Source organism: Providencia sp. PROV175, from assembly GCF_032707045.1.
GTDB classification, from domain to species: domain Bacteria; phylum Pseudomonadota; class Gammaproteobacteria; order Enterobacterales; family Enterobacteriaceae; genus Providencia; species Providencia hangzhouensis.
Genome location: NZ_CP120533.1, coordinates 2859008 through 2878033, shown reverse-complemented (window position 1 = coordinate 2878033; position 19026 = coordinate 2859008). Strand labels below are relative to the sequence as shown.

Genomic DNA, 19026 nt, shown 5'->3' with positions numbered 1-19026 from the left:
GGGAGATGGAAAACTATGACTCTGGAAATAATATATCCATTCGAGTAAATGATTTGTTTTATTTTATTATAGTTTTGTCAGGGTATCATTTATTTGTAGTAGATGATACGGTTCCTATAGTATCAGTTAATAAAAAAGTCACAAATAGTGAGCTAGGTAAATTATCTAAAGTTGCTCTAAAAAAATGTAGAGTTATAGATCCTCATGTAGATAACTTTTTTTTTAATAGAGATCGCCTTGCAGAGTGTGAAAAAAAATGGCTCAGTGAAAACTTACCTTCTCTTGGTTTCAAAAATAAAAAAATTTTTTATCAATCAATGATGTTATGCAATATTAGAGAGAAAAATGGTTTTTTAACATTAAGGCCAACACTCCATAAAAAACTAGAAGCATGGACGGGGGATGGGTTTACTGAGGATGACTATATTGTTTTGCCGGATAGTGTTTCTGATGAAGAACTCGGTGAAGCCATAAAGGAAGCTATATCTCGTTGCCGAAGTGTTATTTGAAATTTATATTATTAGATAGTTAATAAGATTTTTAATGGGGGATATAAGTAGTATTAATAAAATAAACTTTATTGGTTTTCTTCTGCGAAAATAAAATGTATGCAGTTTCATTCAACTCTTATTTATTTGTAAATTATTTAAGTAAATCTATAATCTAAATTATTAGTAAATTGTATTATATTCTTTGACTAATTTGATAAAGCTAATAATTAAACAATATTTTAATGAACACGAACAACAAAAAAGCCCTTACCATCCAGTAAGGGCACAATAACAACAACGAGATTTTTATTGTTAATTAAATAGTTGCGGCTTCGGCAATGAGTTTGCCTAGCTCTTGCCAGTTTTCACTGTCAATTAATTCATTCGGTACCATCCATGAACCGCCGCATACTAATACAGACGGTAATGCGGTGTATTCTTTTATATTTTTCATACCAATACCGCCAGTTGGCATAAATTTAACCGGGTAAACGGCGCTGAGTGCTTTGAGCATGGCAACCCCGCCAGAGGCTTCGGCTGGGAAGAATTTCAACGTGGTGAGATTAAATTCAAGGGCTTGCTCCACTAAGCTTGGGTTATTCACCCCAGGAATAATAATCACGTTCTTTTGTTGGCAATAAGCCACAATTTTTGGGTTAAAACCCGGGCTGACGATAAAATCTACACCCGCTTCAATGGCTTGGTCAACTTGCTCTGTGGTTAATACCGTACCTGCGGCAATCAGTAATTCAGGGTAAGCAGCACGCATATTTTTAATCGCTTGTACCGCGGCAGGGGTGCGGAAGGTGACCTCTGCACATGGCAGGCCATTTTCCACTAAAGCTTTTGCTAATGGTGCACCATGCTCTGCATTATTAATGGTGATAACAGGAACAACATTGAGTTTCTTAATTTTTTCAAGTAATTGATTCATGGTTAAAGCCTCTTAACATGTTTCTAAAGCAGTGGTTGGCATGGCTTCGGATGGAATAATCGCTCCCCGGTGTTGGATGACGGTTCCAGCCAGTAAATGACCTGTTTTTGCCGCTTCGCATGGGTTGCCACCTAAAATACGGCAAGCAAGGTAGCCGGCACTGAAAGAATCCCCTGCTGCAGTGGTATCAACCACGTGGTTGATTTTATTCGCAGGGACTTCAATACGTTCGTTATCGATAATCACAAAGCAGGCATCAGCACCGCGCTTGATCACTATTTCGTTCACACCATATTGTTGGGTACGTGCAATTGCATCAGTTTCATCAATATCATCGTAAAGCAGTTGTTCGTCATCAAAGGTCAGAAAAGCGATATCGGTTAAGCTTAAAATTTGCTGATAAGCCTGTTGTGCCGCTTGTTTGGAAGACCAAAGTGCGGGGCGATAGTTATTATCAAACACAATTTGGGCACCATGCTGTTTAGCTTGCTGTAACATTTCAAATAACAACTGGCGCGAAGCGCTAGGTAAAATGGCTAGGCTGATGCCACTTAAATAGATAAATTGTTGTGAATTTAGAATTTGCTGTGTGTGGGCTTTGCTGTTGTGGTCAAGACAAACGGCATCAAGCCAAAATTTTGCCGCGGCATTATCTCGCCAATAGAAAAAGCGGCGTTCGCCATCAGCAGAAGTTTCGATTAAATACATCCCAGGTAAATGTTTGTCCGAAATAAAGACCTCTTCAGTATTGATGCCTTCTTGTTGCCAACTGCTTAGCATTTGCTGGCTGAATGGGTCCTGACCTAAACCGGTGATGTAACGGGTTGTCACACCGTGATCTTTAGTTAAACGAGACAGGTATAGCGCGGTATTGAGTGTATCCCCACCAAATGTTTGTCTATAAAGTTCACCCGATTTTTGCAACTCAACCATGCATTCGCCAATAACGGCAACTTGCGGATGTGTATTCATTTTCACCACCTGCGCGATTACGACTTAGTAAACTATTGCTACTTAATGATGCTATTAAAACCCATTTTAAATAGAACTTCAATAAAAATGAAACGCCGTTTTAAAAATATCGAATCGCCGTTCTTGTTTTTATCATGATAGCCACTTATGCTATTAGTTAGGGTGTAATGTCGATATCAATTTATAGGATGATGGGAAAATAATGGATAAAACGACTCAAACGGATGCTGTTTCAGCAGTGGTTAAGGTATTTAGCATTCTTAGCGCCCTTGGTGAGCAAAAAGAGATTGGTGTGTCTGAGCTTTCACAGCGTTTATTGATGTCAAAAGCCACGACATTTCGTTTTCTGCAAACGATGAAACAGTTAGGATATGTGGATCAAGAAGGTGAAGCAGATAAGTATTCACTGACCTTAAAACTCTTCGAATTAGGGGCAAAATCCCTCGAGTATGTTGACCTGATAGAAATTGCAGATAAAGAAATGCGCCCTATTGGCCAATTAACCCATGAAGCGGTGCATTTGGGTGCATTAGATGAAGATGCCATTATTTATATCCATAAAATCGACTCGAGTTATAATTTACGCATGTATTCACGGGTTGGGCGTCGTAACCCATTGTATTGCACCGCAATCGGTAAGATTTTACTCGCTTGGCAAGATGAAGAATCCATTCGTTTGGCATTGAAAGATGAAACTTTTAGTCAAAAAACGGCAACAACAATTTTAACGATAGAAGACCTGCTGGCGGAATTAGCCACCGTTCGTGAATGCCATTATGCACAAGACAGAGAAGAGCAAGAGTTAGGCCTGCGCTGTATTGCTGTGCCAGTGTATGACCGCTTAGGTCATGTGGTTGCAGGGCTATCGATTTCGTTCCCAACGATTCGTTTTGATGAGCAGCGTATTGATGACTATGTCCAATTACTGAAAACGGCGGGGCGTAATATTTCAGAGAAAATGGGCTATCACCAATATCCATCATAGGATTGATATAACAAGACTAAGCCAATTTCAATGATGTATCAATCAATTGATTTAATAACCTATGTAAATTATTTATTTGAATATTAAGGATTTTATAAATTTCACTTATTATTATTCAACACCATGTGTTTCTGCTGACATATAATATTTACTTATGGATACAGCAGGAAATTGATATGTTTAAAAAGGTTATTATTGCTATTTTTCTTTGTTTTACTTCTTATGGCTTTGCCAGCGACTTTACATTTAAAGAAAAGTCACCCGCTGATCGCGAGTTTAATCAAGACTACCAAGGAATTAAAAAATTACAGACACAACAAAAGTTTGTCTTTGATCCCAAAAAGAAACTTCCACAAGAAGAACAAAGTTATCAAGCTTTGTTAGAGCAGCGAAATGCAGATGAAAATGCGTTTTCAAAACATTTTAATGTGTGTGATGTTAACCCGACGGGAGCAGGGTGCCCTAATTCAATGGCCTGGATGAATGACCGCCAGAAAATGAAGAAAATGCTAGAGCAAGCGGGCCGCCCTTATTGATAAGTTGTTCATTTGTTGACTCTAAGGGAGCATCGCTCCCTTAGAGTTCAAGCTAGACAGATTCAGGGAATGTTAAGGTTGCCCCGGGGGCTTCACGGCTTAAATGAATGAAATTCATATGTTTTTCATATTGGTCTAGAATATCGCTAATCACTTGTTCTTTGGTGTAATCCATTAAATCATTCCCTTGTGAGCCTTCCCATAAGAAGGTTTCTAAGCGGTAATAATGGGATTTCCCTGAACGTGCGCGATAGGTAAAACCGGGAACTGAATAGCGCTGTGGCCACACTTGGTAAATAAAGCTTTGTTCTTCGCCTAGGTCGACCGTTAATTCTAAATGGTCTAATCGCTCATCAGCAATGGGTGGCAAGGTGTTAAATTCCACTTTTGCTCCCCTTAAACTGAGCTCTTTTGCCACTTCTTGCATGGCAGGAATACAGACCAAATCAAGCATCCGCTGGGTATAAGTCGTTCCCGGGAAATTCATCACTCGTCCCAAACGCTGTTTCCAATTGAGTGTTCCGTTGCCATATAGTGGTGCAGGGGCATTGGTATTTAGCGAACTAACGCGTCTAAAGTCCTCAACTTTTAATGACTTATATAGCCCAGCCATAATAAAGAAGATAACAAAACTAAAGGGCAAGCCCATGATCACCGTCGTATTTTGTAACGCAGCGACGCCATCCGTCATTAACATCCCTAAGGTAAGTAAGCCAATTGCGACAGACCAGAAAATTCGCAACCAATTAGGAGCATCGTTGTTAATATCACTGAGTTTTGAGGTGAAATTGCCTAATACTAATGAACCGGAGTCAGCAGAGGTGACATAGAACAACAGCCCAGTAATGGTTGCAACAGAAGCGGTTAGGCCAAAGCCGGGGTAAAGCTCAAGTAGTGAATAGAAACCTTTTTCGGGGGCGTCGAGGACGGTTTTGGCAAGTTCGCTATTGCCGTGAATGATTTCATACAATGCACTATTACCAAAAATAGATAACCACAATAGTGTGAAAACAAACGGAATAATTAAAGTACCGATCACAAATTGTCTAATGGTCCGACCACGAGAAATACGAGCGAGGAATAACCCAACAAATGGCGACCATGCTACCCACCACGCCCAGAAAAACAGCGTCCAGCTATTCATCCAATCCGTTGGGCGGTCAAAGGCAAAGCTATTGAGGGTCATACCCATAAAGCGGTTGATATAATCCCCCACATTCAGTACTAAGGCATTGAGTAAGAACTCGGTATCGCCGACAAATAAGATAAATAAAATCAAGCCAAATGCCAAAAGCACATTGAGCTCGGATAACACCCGAATACCTTTATTTACCCCAGATGTGGCAGAAATCACGGCCATAATCACTGATAGCAGAATTAACCCACTTTGCACGGGGAGCCCTTGAGGTAAGTCGAATAATACTTTGAGGCCATAATTCAGCTGAACAACCCCGATCCCAAGAGTTGTTGCAATACCGAAAATCGTCCCTAGTACTGCCGCAATATCTACTGTATGGCCAATTGGGCCGTCAATCCGTTTACCAAAAATAGGATAGAGTGCGGAGCGAATGGTTAGCGGTAAGTTATAACGATAACTGAAGTAACCCAGTGCAATCCCCATTAAGGCATACATAGACCAGCCCGTTAGGCCATAGTGGAACAGTGTCCACACCATCGCCTGACGAGCTGCTTCTAAGGTTTCGCCTTCGCCCGTTGGCGGCAGCATATATTGGGTGACCGGCTCAGCGACGGAGAAAAACATTAAATCGATACCAATTCCTGCCGCGAATAGCATCGCAGACCAGCTGAGCACGCTAAATTCAGGTTTAGATTGTTCAGGGCCGAGTTTGATATTACCAAAGCGTGAGGTAGCAACGAAAATGACAAAAACAATATAAAGCGTTGCTGCTAGCAGGTAATACCAACCAAAGGTTTTAGATACCCACCCAAGCGCGGCAACGATCCACTGATTTGCTGTTTCAGTCATCAAGATGGTGAAAAAAGAAAACGCCAGAATAAGACCGGCGGAAGTAAAAAAAACCACAGAATTCAATTTATCCTTCTGCTTATTTTTTTGGCTATTTTGAGTTGTCATTGGACATTCCACATTTTTATTTATTTAACAGATTAAAATTACTTTCCAAGCTAATCTATTGATTTATCAGCCAAGATTTGGTTTTTGTTATCTTCTCTCTTATATTGATTGTGAATGGATTGTTGTAAACAATAGTTAATATTGATTGAACATTCAATCAAAAAAACGTTTAATACAAGGGATCAATGTATTTTTTAGGTTCAAACGCCATGCCGAAGATAGGAATGCAGTCGATACGTAAACAACAGTTAATTCAAGCCACATTGGCCGTGATTAATGAAGTTGGAATGCAGGATGCCAGTTTTGTGTTAATTGCCCGTAAAGCCGGGGTTTCTACAGGAATTATTAGTCATTATTTTCGTGATAAAAATGGCTTGCTTGAAGCCGCTATGCGCCATATTCAATACCAACTAGGGTTTGCGGTGGCAATACGTTTGCGGATGTTAACCGGAGCGGAGCCAAAACGACGAATTCAGGCAATTGTTGAAGGCAACTTCGACCCAACGCAAACCAGTGAGGCCGCGATGAAAACGTGGCTAGCCTTTTGGGCTAGCAGTATGCATCAACCGAATTTAAACCGCTTACAACAGGTTAATGACCGGCGTTTGTATTCAAACTTAAGCTATGAGTTTGGGCGGGTATTAAACAAGGCAGATGCGCGGATGGCAGCGAAGGGGCTGGCTGCTTTAATTGATGGCCTATGGCTACGTAGTGCTTTGAGTAATGAACAATTTCCTGTTAAGGATGCACTCAAAATCACTAACGAATACATCGATATGCAACTACAACGTGCTGAGGTTTTAGGAACCTAATAACCAATTCAGAGGAGATAATATGCAACATCCACCGATACATAAGCTTTATATTCATGGTGGTTATGTCGACAGTTCACAACCTGAATGCGGGCGATTTCCTGCAATCAACCCTGCCAATGGGGAAACTATCGCGGATCTGCAATCTGCGACCCTTGAAGATATACAATGGGCAGTAGAAAGCGCTAAACAAGGCCAGAAAGTCTGGGCGGCAATGACTGCGATGGAACGCTCACGTATTTTACGCCGTGCGGTGGATATTTTACGAGAACGTAACGACGAATTGGCTTACCTCGAAACCCTTGATACGGGCAAACCGCTTTCTGAAACTCGTTATGTGGATATCGTTACAGGAGCGGATGTTCTTGAATACTATGCAGGTTTAATTCCGATGCTGGAGGGGCAGCAAATCCCTTTGCGTGATAGCTCGTTTGCTTATACTCGTCGTGAACCTCTTGGGGTTGTGGCAGGTATTGGTGCATGGAATTATCCTATCCAAATTGCGTTATGGAAATCAGCTCCTGCACTAGCAGCAGGTAATGCTATGGTGTTCAAACCCAGTGAAGTTACTTCGTTAACAGCGTTAAAGTTGGCTGAAATATACACTGAAGCGGGCGTGCCAGCAGGGGTATTTAACGTAGTGACAGGCCAAGGCGGTGAAGTGGGGCAATGGTTAACAGAGCACCCTGATATTGCCAAAGTTTCATTCACAGGGGGGATCGCAACCGGTAAAAAAGTGATGGCGAATGCATCAGCTTCTTCTTTAAAAGAGGTGACGATGGAACTAGGCGGTAAATCGCCTCTAATTATTTTTGATGATGCAGACTTAGATAAAGCCGCGGATATTGCCATGATGGCGAATTTTTATAGTTCAGGCCAAGTGTGTACCAATGGAACACGGGTTTTTGTGCCTGAATCGCTTAAATCACAGTTTGAGGACAAGATCACTGAACGTGTGGCTCGCATTAAAATAGGTTCACCCGTTGACGAAAACACCAACTTTGGGCCATTAGTCAGTTTTGCTCATATGGAAAACGTGTTGCGTTATATTGAGTTAGGCAAACAACAAGGCGCGAGGTTATTGTGCGGTGGTGAACGCTTAATGGATGGCGATTTTGCACAGGGAGCTTATGTTGCACCAACCGTATTCACCGATTGCCACGATGAAATGCAAATCACACAGGAAGAAATTTTTGGCCCTGTTATGAGTATTTTGAGTTATCAATCGGAAGACGAAGTGATTGCTCGTGCGAACAATAGTGTGTACGGGTTAGCAGCAGGATTGGTGACACAAGATTTAACACGTGCACACCGTGTTATTCATCAATTAGAGGCTGGGATTTGTTGGATTAATACATGGGGTGAATCACCAGCACAAATGCCTGTGGGCGGATATAAGCATTCCGGCGTTGGCCGCGAAAATGGCGTTATGACACTGCAAAATTATACACAAGTGAAATCCATTCAAGTGGAACTGGGGGAATTTGCATCCGTTTTTTAATCACATCATTTTAATTTGACTGAAACAGAGGAGATAACAATGGTCTATGACTATATTATTATCGGTGCTGGTTCAGCCGGTAACGTTCTTGCTACCCGCCTGACAGAAGATCCTGATGTTACTGTGCTGCTCCTTGAAGCAGGAGGACCGGATTACCGGTTCGACTTTCGCACACAAATGCCAGCGGCATTAGCGTACCCATTACAAGGGCGACGTTATAATTGGGCTTATGAAACTGACCCTGAACCGCATATGAACCACCGCCGTATGGAGTGTGGTCGTGGAAAGGGGCTTGGTGGCTCATCATTAATTAATGGGATGTGTTACATCCGAGGGAATGCTCTAGACTTTGATGGTTGGGCGAAAACGCCTGGGTTAGAAGACTGGTGTTACCTTGATTGTTTACCTTATTTTAGAAAAGCGGAAACACGTGATATTGGCCCGAATGATTATCACGGCGGAGATGGCCCCGTTAGTGTGGCAACACCGAAAAATGGCAATAATGTGCTATTTCATGCGATGGTGGAAGCTGGCGTACAAGCAGGATACCCGCAAACAGATGATTTAAATGGGGTTCAACAAGAGGGTTTTGGCCCAATGGACCGTACAGTCACACCGCAAGGGCGACGAGCAAGTACAGCAAGAGGGTATTTGGACCAAGCGAAAAAGCGTAATAACCTGACTATTCTTACCCATGCCACGACAGATACCATTGAGTTTGAAGGGAAAAAAGCGGTTGGTGTTAAATATTATCAAGGTAATAGCACTACGCCTACGGTGGTGAAGGCGAGTAAAGAGGTTCTTTTATGTGCAGGTGCGATCGCCTCACCGCAAATTTTGCAGCGTTCTGGAGTTGGGCCTGAGGATGTTTTGGCTGATTTCAATATTCCAGCTGTGCACGTTTTACCTGGTGTTGGGCAAAACTTGCAAGATCATCTTGAAATGTATTTGCAATATGAATGCAAACAACCAGTTTCATTATATCCAGCCTTAAAATGGATAAACCAACCTAAAATAGGCGCTGAATGGCTATTTAAAGGGACTGGAATTGGCGCAAGCAACCAATTTGAAGCAGGTGGGTTTATCCGCACTAGCGAAAAATTCGCATGGCCAAATATTCAATTCCACTTTTTGCCTGTGGCGATTAACTATAATGGTAGTAATGCAGTCAATCAGCATGGTTTTCAAGCCCATGTAGGCTCAATGCGATCGCCTAGTCGAGGGCGTGTTCGCTTGAAATCCCTAGACCCAAACCAGCATCCAAGTATTTTGTTTAATTACATGTCATCGGAGCAAGATTGGGAAGAGTTTCGTGCCGCTATTCGTATTACTCGTGAAATTATGGCTCAGCCAGCACTTGACCCATATCGTGGGGATGAAATAAGCCCTGGCAAACAGATTAGCACTGATGAAGAGCTAGATGCATTTGTGCGCGAGAGAGCAGAAACTGCTTTTCATCCGTGTGGAACCTGTAAAATGGGTTACGATGATATGGCTGTCGTGGATGGTGCAGGGCGAGTTCACGGTATTGAAAATCTACGGGTTATCGATGCATCGATTATGCCGTTGATCATTACAGGGAATTTAAATGCAACGACCATCATGATTGCAGAGAAAATTGCCGATAAAATTCGAAACCGTCCTCCGTTACCCACAAGCAATGCAGATTATTATGTAGCAGGTGATAGGCAAGTGAGAAACCCGCCATTACGAGACTAGCTTATTCAGGCTATTTTTTATACACAAAGCGATTGGTATTAATATCAGTCGCTTTTTTCTTTAAGGAGAATACCGATAATAATAACAGCTGTCTAACCATGTAATGCCAAAGGGGCGAATAAATCGGACTTTTAGCAGGTTGAAGGAATATACGCTAGTCAATTTTAGACAAAAAAAACCTCCAAATATTAAGGAGGGAAAATAAATATAAAGCGAGCTTATTTATATAGCACTAATTTACGGTAAACCATAGCCGACCAGTTGAATTAATTTATACAAAAATGATATTAGCTCACAATTTATAACGCTATAGTTATTAAATTCAGATTAATACCTATTATTTGACAGAGTTAATCAGCCATTGCAGATAATTGTCTTCAACTTGGCTTGGGTCTAAGCGAATGAGTTCTGGAGTTTCATATGGGTGTATTTCTTTTATTGCATTAAATAGATTAAGTTGGTTTCCTTGGGTCGTTTTGATCAAGAGTAAAACTTCCTTATCTTGCGTGATATTACCATGCCATAGATAAACAGATGTTATTTCAGGCAGTAGGGAAACACATGCTGCTAAGCGATTAGCGAGTAAGTGTTGGGTAATTTTAATTGCACTTTCATGGCTATTGGTTGTACATAATACAATACATGGTTGTTGAGAGTTTGTGATGTAAATGTTATCGGTGGGCATTTCGTTTCCTTATTAGTCGTATTTTGATAAGTTTGATTACTCACATTTAGATTAGAGATAAAAATGGTATTGAGAACAGAGCATAATCACTATAAGTGTTTTTTTAAATTATCAGATTAGATAATAACTAATGTTAATTAAGCAGAGGTATTAATTTAATAGTAATATGCGTGTTTTTTAATCAATGTTGTCATTGTTATAATTTTTTATATATTCAATATAATTTTGAATATTCCTTGGTTTTATTTTATTAATTCGATTCAGCAATCATAAATTGAGGATGAACTATAAAAAAAATTGAAATTTTAGTATATTACTAACCAATTTGATCATGTGACAAATGTGATTGTGTGTTGTTAACCTAGTAACAGAGCAAATAATAATCCCAGTTTTATTCTTACTCTTATTAATGTAAGTGTAGGCTTATCTTTTTGTGCAAGAAATATGGAACGATTGATATCTGAAATAATATATTACACATCGTTACAAACTGGCTTAAAATTTATCATAAAAGAATTCACGTACTGATAAATATCAAGGTTTTTGAGCTATATATTGTTAATCTAAAGATAAAATTAGAATATATAACTGAAATTACTCTGTATTTCCATCTTTATACGTGTATGGATAACCTTATGAATAAACTAACACCTTTAAAACCTGTACCAACTCTAATCGCAGTTGCAATAACATTAATTATTTGGTTCTTAATTCCTGTTCCCGAAGGTGTTAATCCAAATGCGTGGCATCTTTTAGCATTATTTGTAGGTACTATCGCTGCTATTATTGGTAAAGCTTTACCAATAGGAGGTGTATCTATTGTCGCTATTTCATTAGTTGCAGTAACCGGGGTCACTAACCCTGAATCAACTAAAGGGGCAATTGCGGATGCTTTAAGTGGCTTTTCTAATGATCTAATTTGGCTAATTGGTATTTCTATCATGGTTTCCATGAGCTTGAATAAAACAGGCCTGGGGGCAAGGATAGGTTATTATGTCATTTCTTTATTCGGTAAAAAAACATTGGGTATTGCTTATTCATTGGCAATAGCAGAAACAATATTGGCGCCTGTGACACCAAGTAACACGGCTCGAGGTGGGGGAATTATTCACCCAATTATGCGTTCGATCTCGGATAGTTTTGGGTCAAAGGCTGAAGATGGAACCGCAGGTAAGATAGGGCGTTATTTATCGCTCGTTAACTACAATATTAACCCAATCACTTCTGCAATGTTTATTACGGCGACAGCGCCAAACCCATTAATTGTCAGTTTGATTATTAGTGAAACAAGCCAAGAAAATGAATTAACTTGGGGTATGTGGGCGATTGCGGCGTTTGTTCCTGCCATCGTGTCATTAATATTAATGCCTTTGGTGATCTATTTGATGTATAAGCCGGAAATTACTTCAACACCGGATGCGCCAAATTTTGCCAAAGAACGTTTACAACAATTAGGCCCAGTTTCATTACCTGAAAAAATAACTCTCGGTGTTTTTGGGTTGTTACTTTTGTTGTGGGCTGGTGTTCCTGCCATGATTTTTGGGCCTGCATATAGTGTTAATGCAACCACCGCGGCGTTTATTGGGTTGAGTGTTCTATTAGCGACAGGGGTTATTAATTGGGATGATGTTCTGAAAAACAAAGGGGCATGGGATACTGTCGTTTGGTTCTCTGCCTTAGTCATGATGGCGAGTTTTTTAGGTAAGCTCGGTCTCATAAAGTGGATGTCATTAACCGTCGGTGCAACTATTGATGGATTAGGCATTAGCTGGGTATGGGGAATGCTAATTCTTGTTTTAATTTATGTGTATTCTCACTATTTTTTTGCGAGTACAACCGCGCATATTACGGCGATGTATGCAGCATTTTTCTCGGCAGGTTTAGCTCTTGGCGCTCCACCAATGTTATTAGCTTTAACATTAGCATTCTCATCGTCACTAATGATGTCATTGACACACTATGGTACGGGTACTGCACCTATCATTTTTGGTTCGGGTTATGCAACCCTTGCGGAATGGTGGAAAACAGGTTTCGTGATGAGCGTAGTTAACTTAGCCATTTGGTTCTTTATTGGTAGCGTTTGGTGGAAATTCTTAGGTTACTGGTAATTAGTTGAATTAGCTATTTTAGCTATATCAAAGAAAGTTAATAGAAATCGGGCGATAGGCTCGATTTCTTCTTTTTAAAAGCTCATCCTACAAATAAGTGGTTATTGTGATAACAAGACCACTAATGATAGAAATTAGCATCACTTTTCCCCAACTGAAGACTGACGATGATTTTAAAGCGTGCTGCCATAACAAACTTATTTCATCGGCATGTGCATATTTTCTCTTATTGATCGCAGTCTTAATTTTTTTGATTTTATCATTATCTATCAGTAATGTTTTTTGAATAACCATGATATAACCTTTCATCAAGTTGTGCATTGTTTGTCTACCCTTGATTATCTCAGGCTATGTAAGAAGATAAATTGATGAGATTCTATGCAAACTTCCCCATTTATCGCGTTTAAAATCAGACTTAGTCTAGTTAATAAGAAAAAAGCAGCCAAGAAGTAAAATTATCTTTATTAAGAGGAAATGGCTCTTAATTTAAGGTCATATTTATCGTTCTTTGGCGAGATATTTTTTATTTAGGGGAGTCGGAGAGAAAGGCCATAAATGTGATTGGTTTACATACAAAAGCCAGTATGATGTATCTGCGAGTCAGTTAATTTATCCAGAGGAACACATGTATTCACAAAGAAAGGCAGAATTTTTCTTGGTGCTTACCACGATAATCGCGGCTTGGGGGTGGGTATTTTCCCGAGAATCAGTGCAGGGAATGCCTATTTTTGCCTTTCTTGGTAGCCGTTTTTTATTTGCAGCCATCATTTTAGCCCCTTTTTGTCGAGGGAAAAAAAATAGAATAACGGTGAAGCAATTACCAAAAATATTAATGACAGGCGGTTGGATGTCATTAAATATGGCGCTCTGGATCCACGCGGTGGCAATAACAGACTCAATTGGCGAAGGGGCTTTTATTATGAGCCTCGCTATGTTATTTGTTCCGTTAGTTGCATGGTTTATTTTAAAAAATAAACCTGTTCGTTATTTCTGGGAAGCACTCCCTGTTGCGGTATTAGGGCTGGCATGCTTAACCCTATTTAAGGCTCAACTTGAATTTAAAGCAAGTCAACTGTGGTTTCTTGGCGCGGCAATTGTCCAAGCTATCTATTTTTGTTATACCAGTTTATATACCCGAACAATTCCTCTTTTACCGTTAACGGCCATTCAACTTGCTTGTACAGGAATGACAGGGCTAGTCTTGTCATTCTTTTTAGAAGAATGGCCGAGCAGCATGACAACGCCTACCATGATGTGGTTTATTGCTAGTGTGGTGATAGCAACGAGTTTGCGCTTTGTGTTACAGCTTATTGGTCAAAAAAATACCACAGCAGGAAATGCGGCAATTATTATGATCCTTGAACCCGTGATGACCGTTTTTGTCGCGGCGATTTGGTACCATGAAAGAATGCCTTTTATCCAAATTGTGGGTTGTGTGCTAATTTTATCGTCATTATTCTACTATCGATGGCGCTGTTCTAATTCATTGCCAAGGTAGAATATACATAATAAAAAATGGGTTAATACAGCTTTTTTACCAGAAAACAGCTATGATTGTTATGAATAGTCAGTGATAGGGATATTAATCTTAATAAGAGCGTCTTATTTTGCGTATTAAGATTAATGGTATTGAAAATATAAACGATATATCCAAAATAGCGTGAACTAGGAATAATAGCGGTTTATTATTATCACCTTAGTTAAAGCTGAATAGGAAATGGGCATAAAATGAAAAAATTAGCATTAATATTAGGTATGGCGGGAGCGATGGTTGTGTTGTCTGCATGTTCTGATGAAAAATCAGAAATTGCGGAGTACAAAGAGAATTTTGTGAATACCTGTGTTGTTGCATCAGGAAACCCGCAAGGTGAAACGGCAAATGCGGTCAGTGCAATTTGTGGTTGTGCCTACGATAAAACAATTGAAAAATATGGTTTAGCTGAGTTTAAACGTATGGATGCGGAATTAGAAAAATCAGGTACTGCAGAACCTGAATTCCAAAAAACCATGATTGAATTTGTTCAACAGTGTTCGACTAACGCGCGTTAATTGTTTATTACTCGCAGCTATTTATTATCAATCAACAATAGCTGCGAGTTTATTATTTTTATTTAAATAAATGTTTAAATTGATGTGGAGCACTGCGCAAGTATTGTGGCGCAACATCTATCTGTTCATTCAATTCGCTCGCTGCTCGCCAAGGCCAGCGTGGTTCAAATAATATACCTCTACCGATTGCCACAAAATCTGCTTGGTGAGTTGCCACAATGGCTTCTGCTTGCAAAGGTTCAGTGATAAGACCGACAGCAATGACAGGCATCATAGTATTCTCATGAATAGCTTGTGCTAAAGGGACTTGGTAATTTGGGCTCAATGGTATCTGTTGTTCAGTTGATAACCCGCCAGATGAGACGTGGATATAGTCACAACCTAAATCTTCTAATAATTCTGTTAGCTCAATTGATTCAGGTACGCTCCAACCCGATTCAAGCCAATCTGTTGCGGAGATCCGTACACCAATTGCAACATTAGGGTTAATGGCTTCTCTCATCTCATGGAAAATATTAATCAGTAAGCGAGTACGATTCTTAAAGCATCCACCATATTCATCTTGTCGTGAGTTTGAAACTGGCGATAGGAATTCATGCAGTATATATCCATGAGCAGCATGGATCTCAATAACGTCAAAACCTGCTTTTTCTGCCCGAATTGCTGCCTCAATAAATTGCTGTTTGAGCTGAGAAATTTCTTCAATAGTTAATGCATGTGGAATTGCATTATTACCAAAAGCCAGTGCTGATGGTGCTACAGTCTGCCAGCCATTAGGTTGTGTGGACTGAATACTATTACCTCCTAACCAAGGTAAATCTGTTGATGCTTTCCTACCAGCGTGAGCGATTTGTACTCCTAAGCGTGCATCTGAATATTGCCGGATATCGCTGAGCATTTGTTGCATTGCTGTCATTTGCTCTTCATTCCATAAGCCTAGGTCTTTGTAGGTAATACGACCTTCAGGAACAACAGCACTGGCTTCTACAATAACTAAAGAGGCACCTGATAAAGCAAGGTTCATGTAGTGGGCTTTATGCCATGCTGTTGGCATACCATTTTCTGCAGAATATTGGCACATTGGGGGAACAATAATACGATTTTTCAGCGAAACTTGGCCTATTGATGCGGGTGAAAAAAGGTGGCTCATTGGAACTTTCCTTATTAGCAAACTTAAATTATTTTAATATTATACCCAGTTAGCCAAAATTTTTTTGTGAGATGGTGTGGTATTAAGGGGGAAAATTTGTTTTACAGCGAATTATTGAAGGAAAATCAAGTAAATTTTTGCAGATTTGATCAATACCATAAAAAGTATATTTCCCTAGCAATATGATGCAAAAAGAGGGAAAAAATATAAAAAAATGAGATAAAAAATAAAATATAATAATAACTATTATTTTTTGATTGTTATAATTCTGTAACTTATAAATAAAATAATAACTCCCACGCCAGAGTGGTGTTAATGTCTGCTTATGGTTTTAATGGTTCTAATAGAGAATAAAACTATTTTTTTATTTTAAATGATAATTTAAATAATGATTAATACGTTGTTTGTGAAGCAAAAATATAAAATATTCCTTGCGGTTATATTAAATGGTTTATATAAGAAATATGCTTATTAAGCTAATGCGAGCCAAGCTGAAATTTGTGTTCACCTGAAAAATATAATTCTAAGAAGGAAGTTGATGTGCTGACAATTATTGGTATTTTAATCATTATATCGATAGTAACATTATTGATGATGGGGAAAGTTAGCCCAATTATCGCAATGTCTTGTATTCCCTTTATTGGTGCTTTATTTGCTGGTTATTCGGTTGCTGAAATTTCAGTATTCTTTGAAAGTGGAATTAATAAAGTTTCAAAAGTCGCAGCGATGTTTTTATTTGCGATTTTATTTTTTAGCTTAATGAAAGACCTGCATATCTTTGATCCATTGATCCGTTTAATGGTTAAAATGACGCGTGGGAATATTATTGTTGTTTGTATTATGACAACGTTAATTGCAGGAGTTGTCCATTTAGATGGTTCAGGCGCTGCGACATTTTTAATTATCATTCCTGCATTATTACCTTTATACCGTCAGTTGGGGATGAGCCCATATCTCATGTTGCTGCTGATGTGTGCCAGCATGGGGGTCATGAATATGGTGCCTTGGGGCGGGCCGTTAGGCCGTGCTTCGGCTGTCACTGGCATTGATGCTTCGACCTTATGGCAACATTTGATCCCAGTACAACTCATTGGTATGGGGGGAGCAGTGGTATTTGCTACGTTAATGGGATTTCGTGAGAAAAGACGCATTGCCGCAGCGAGTTTGAAAGGAACAACACCATATGAAATGGATTCTTTGTTACCTGTTAGTGATGATACTGCCGATATAACCGAAACGGTACAAAAACCTAAGAAACCACTTATCAATGGTGGGTTAATTGTCGCCTCTGTTGTCTGTTTAGCATTTGGTTTATTATCTGCACCTTATGTTTTTATGATCGCACTTTCCATTGCCTTGATGGTTAACTTCCCTAACCCTAGGGACCAAATGAAAATTTTGGCAGCCCATGCGCCACAAGCATTGGGAATGGTTGCCATTATCTTAGCGGCAGGAGCATTTTTAGGTATTTTATCTGAAGGTGGCATGCTTGAGTCAATTGCAACAGACTTAACCGCTATTTTACCAACAGAATGGGTTTCTAAAGTCCATATTTTTGTCGGTATTTTAGGCGTGCCGATGGATATTTTTACCAGTACCGATGCTTACTATTTTGCCTTACTACCAATAATTCAACAAATTGCCGCCACAGTTGGTGTTGACCCATCTTCCGTTGTTTATGCGATGGCGATAGGTAACAACGCAGGGACTTTCGTGAGCCCATTCTCTCCAGCAGCATGGTTAGCAATGGGATTAGCTGGAATTGATATGGGGCGCCACTTACGTTATTCGTTTGGTTGGATTTGGTTGTTTAGTTTCTTTTTGTTAGCAGTTGGTTCAGTTATCGGTCTTTACTAGGTTTTTCTGTTTTTAAATACTTGAGAACATTGAAAGATGTTCTCAAGTATTATCCAAAGATGATTATTATTTTTTCATCTTTATAACTATTTATGATAGATTAATATCCAACCTTAACGAAAGGTGTTCCGTAGCTCCTATCTCTATTGATTACCTTTCCTACATAAAGTTTACGCACTGAGTCTTCAGCTTTACGTCCGATAAATTCCCACCTATCACTATCACGTTTAATATTGTCTCGAGTAAAATATTGCTGTGTACCTGCTTTTACCCATCCATGTACTTCATAAACTTCTTTAATGATATTGTTATAAGTTGCATAGGCGTATTTGATATTACTGTCATTTCTTGGGATATTAGCCCAAACCCCACGGGTTACTTCAAATAAAGAAAGTTCATCCATACCTGATTTATAGAGTTTGTTCAAAAGAAAGGCTAAACCGGAATGTTCTTTTTTAATGTCAACTTGTTGTTCAGTATGTAGATCATGTATCTCGTTTAAACTCAATCGTCCTAGTTTAGTTGTTTTGCCTCTCACTTTATTTGTTAAGCTATCGACACCCAGTAGATCGATACAAGTAGCTTCCACAACAAATGCGGTATCTTCATCCATGCCATGTCGTAAAATATCAATGCCTAGTTTATTTTGCTTGTGTAATTTCTCTATTTTTTCTTTTTTCTCATTTAATTCTTCAACTAGGTATTTATCTATTTCTTTTGAGTTTATATCAATAGCTTGGTATATGTGTTGTAAGCAACGATCATTAACTCCTTTTCCTATATAAAAAGGGCGACGCTTTTCATCTGTTAGCTCGCATAATGCGTATACGTAGTATTTTAACTTTTTCAAGGTTGTTTTATATTTATCAAAATCAGTCATTAAGTTACTCCAATATTTTTGAAAACCACGTTATACAGGTTAACAAGTGGTTTCAATTCACTGATAAACTAAATAAATAGGCTTATTTGGGCTTCTAGATTAATAGGGAGTAGGTGATTTTTGTGTGTAGAGCTAAATTAGGAATAAATTGATAGTCTTCTTCTTGACAATTAGACTAAAATTCAACTGTTTTCCTTCAATTTCGCTAATTTTGACCCTTAGCTAAGTAAAAATGAGGCCGTTACTCGGAAT

Annotated in this window: 16 protein-coding genes; 10 read left to right on the top strand and 6 right to left on the bottom strand. The window is 39.2% G+C overall.

Annotated features, from left to right (window positions below):
* The first annotated feature begins 5 nt into the window (after nt 1-5).
* A complete protein-coding gene (locus tag P3L44_RS13050; RefSeq protein WP_140170690.1) occupies nt 6-509 on the top strand; it encodes a contact-dependent growth inhibition system immunity protein in 504 nt (167 codons plus the stop codon).
* 298 nt (nt 510-807) lie between these two features.
* Here P3L44_RS13050 and P3L44_RS13045 read toward each other — a convergent pair whose 3' ends face one another.
* Both P3L44_RS13045 and P3L44_RS13040 read right to left on the bottom strand, forming a co-directional pair.
* Nucleotides 808-1425, bottom strand: coding sequence for a bifunctional 4-hydroxy-2-oxoglutarate aldolase/2-dehydro-3-deoxy-phosphogluconate aldolase (locus P3L44_RS13045; RefSeq protein ID WP_272661478.1), 618 nt, complete (start codon nt 1423-1425; stop codon nt 808-810).
* Between the two features lie 12 nt (nt 1426-1437).
* The gene (locus tag P3L44_RS13040; RefSeq protein WP_187710226.1) at nt 1438-2397 is read right to left on the bottom strand and encodes a sugar kinase; all 960 of its coding nucleotides are present in this window, start codon (nt 2395-2397) and stop codon (nt 1438-1440) included.
* Between the two features lie 202 nt (nt 2398-2599).
* Here P3L44_RS13040 and kdgR point away from each other — a divergent pair, with 202 nt between their 5' ends.
* Nucleotides 2600-3382 carry a DNA-binding transcriptional regulator KdgR gene (gene kdgR, locus P3L44_RS13035; RefSeq protein WP_196725445.1) on the top strand — a complete coding sequence of 261 codons (783 nt, stop codon included), beginning with the start codon at nt 2600-2602 and terminating at the stop codon, nt 3380-3382.
* Between the two features lie 176 nt (nt 3383-3558).
* Entirely contained in the window at nt 3559-3918 is a 360-nt protein-coding gene (locus P3L44_RS13030) for a hypothetical protein (protein ID WP_272661479.1), read from the top strand.
* Between the two features lie 52 nt (nt 3919-3970).
* On the opposite strand, the gene P3L44_RS13025 is transcribed toward P3L44_RS13030, so the two are convergent.
* Nucleotides 3971-6013: a choline transporter gene (locus P3L44_RS13025; RefSeq protein ID WP_198633436.1), complete on the bottom strand. Its 2043-nt coding sequence runs from the start codon at nt 6011-6013 to the stop codon at nt 3971-3973.
* Nucleotides 6014-6222: 209 nt separating this feature from the next.
* Here P3L44_RS13025 and betI point away from each other — a divergent pair, with 209 nt between their 5' ends.
* The 3 genes from betI to betA are packed head-to-tail and all read left to right on the top strand — an operon-like array spanning nt 6223 to nt 10045.
* Entirely contained in the window at nt 6223-6825 is a 603-nt protein-coding gene (gene betI, locus P3L44_RS13020) for a transcriptional regulator BetI (protein ID WP_272661480.1), read from the top strand.
* Nucleotides 6826-6847: 22 nt separating this feature from the next.
* Nucleotides 6848-8326 carry a betaine-aldehyde dehydrogenase gene (gene betB, locus P3L44_RS13015; protein ID WP_164565350.1) on the top strand — a complete coding sequence of 493 codons (1479 nt, stop codon included), beginning with the start codon at nt 6848-6850 and terminating at the stop codon, nt 8324-8326.
* A 39-nt stretch (nt 8327-8365) separates the two neighbouring features.
* Nucleotides 8366-10045 carry a choline dehydrogenase gene (gene betA, locus P3L44_RS13010; RefSeq protein ID WP_272661481.1) on the top strand — a complete coding sequence of 560 codons (1680 nt, stop codon included), beginning with the start codon at nt 8366-8368 and terminating at the stop codon, nt 10043-10045.
* A 337-nt stretch (nt 10046-10382) separates the two neighbouring features.
* On the opposite strand, the gene cutA is transcribed toward betA, so the two are convergent.
* Nucleotides 10383-10730, bottom strand: a complete 348-nt coding sequence (gene cutA, locus P3L44_RS13005; RefSeq protein WP_094961204.1) for a divalent-cation tolerance protein CutA — start codon at nt 10728-10730, stop codon at nt 10383-10385.
* Between the two features lie 635 nt (nt 10731-11365).
* Between cutA and P3L44_RS13000 the strand changes: the two genes are divergently transcribed.
* From P3L44_RS13000 to P3L44_RS12990, 3 genes are all read left to right on the top strand, one after another.
* The gene (locus P3L44_RS13000) at nt 11366-12838 is read left to right on the top strand and encodes an anion permease (RefSeq protein WP_036957836.1); all 1473 of its coding nucleotides are present in this window, start codon (nt 11366-11368) and stop codon (nt 12836-12838) included.
* A 625-nt stretch (nt 12839-13463) separates the two neighbouring features.
* Nucleotides 13464-14336, top strand: coding sequence for a DMT family transporter (locus tag P3L44_RS12995; RefSeq protein ID WP_272661482.1), 873 nt, complete (start codon nt 13464-13466; stop codon nt 14334-14336).
* A gap of 230 nt (nt 14337-14566) precedes the next feature.
* Nucleotides 14567-14887: a hypothetical protein gene (locus P3L44_RS12990; protein ID WP_004910043.1), complete on the top strand. Its 321-nt coding sequence runs from the start codon at nt 14567-14569 to the stop codon at nt 14885-14887.
* Nucleotides 14888-14945: 58 nt separating this feature from the next.
* Here P3L44_RS12990 and P3L44_RS12985 read toward each other — a convergent pair whose 3' ends face one another.
* A complete protein-coding gene (locus P3L44_RS12985) occupies nt 14946-16037 on the bottom strand; it encodes an NADH:flavin oxidoreductase/NADH oxidase (protein ID WP_140170682.1) in 1092 nt (363 codons plus the stop codon).
* Nucleotides 16038-16577: 540 nt separating this feature from the next.
* Here P3L44_RS12985 and P3L44_RS12980 point away from each other — a divergent pair.
* Nucleotides 16578-17894, top strand: coding sequence for a CitMHS family transporter (locus P3L44_RS12980; protein WP_125890860.1), 1317 nt, complete (start codon nt 16578-16580; stop codon nt 17892-17894).
* A 100-nt stretch (nt 17895-17994) separates the two neighbouring features.
* Here the strand turns inward: P3L44_RS12980 and P3L44_RS12975 are convergent, their stop codons facing one another.
* Nucleotides 17995-18774: an LEM-3-like GIY-YIG domain-containing protein gene (locus tag P3L44_RS12975; protein WP_272661483.1), complete on the bottom strand. Its 780-nt coding sequence runs from the start codon at nt 18772-18774 to the stop codon at nt 17995-17997.
* Nucleotides 18775-19026: the final 252 nt, after the last annotated feature.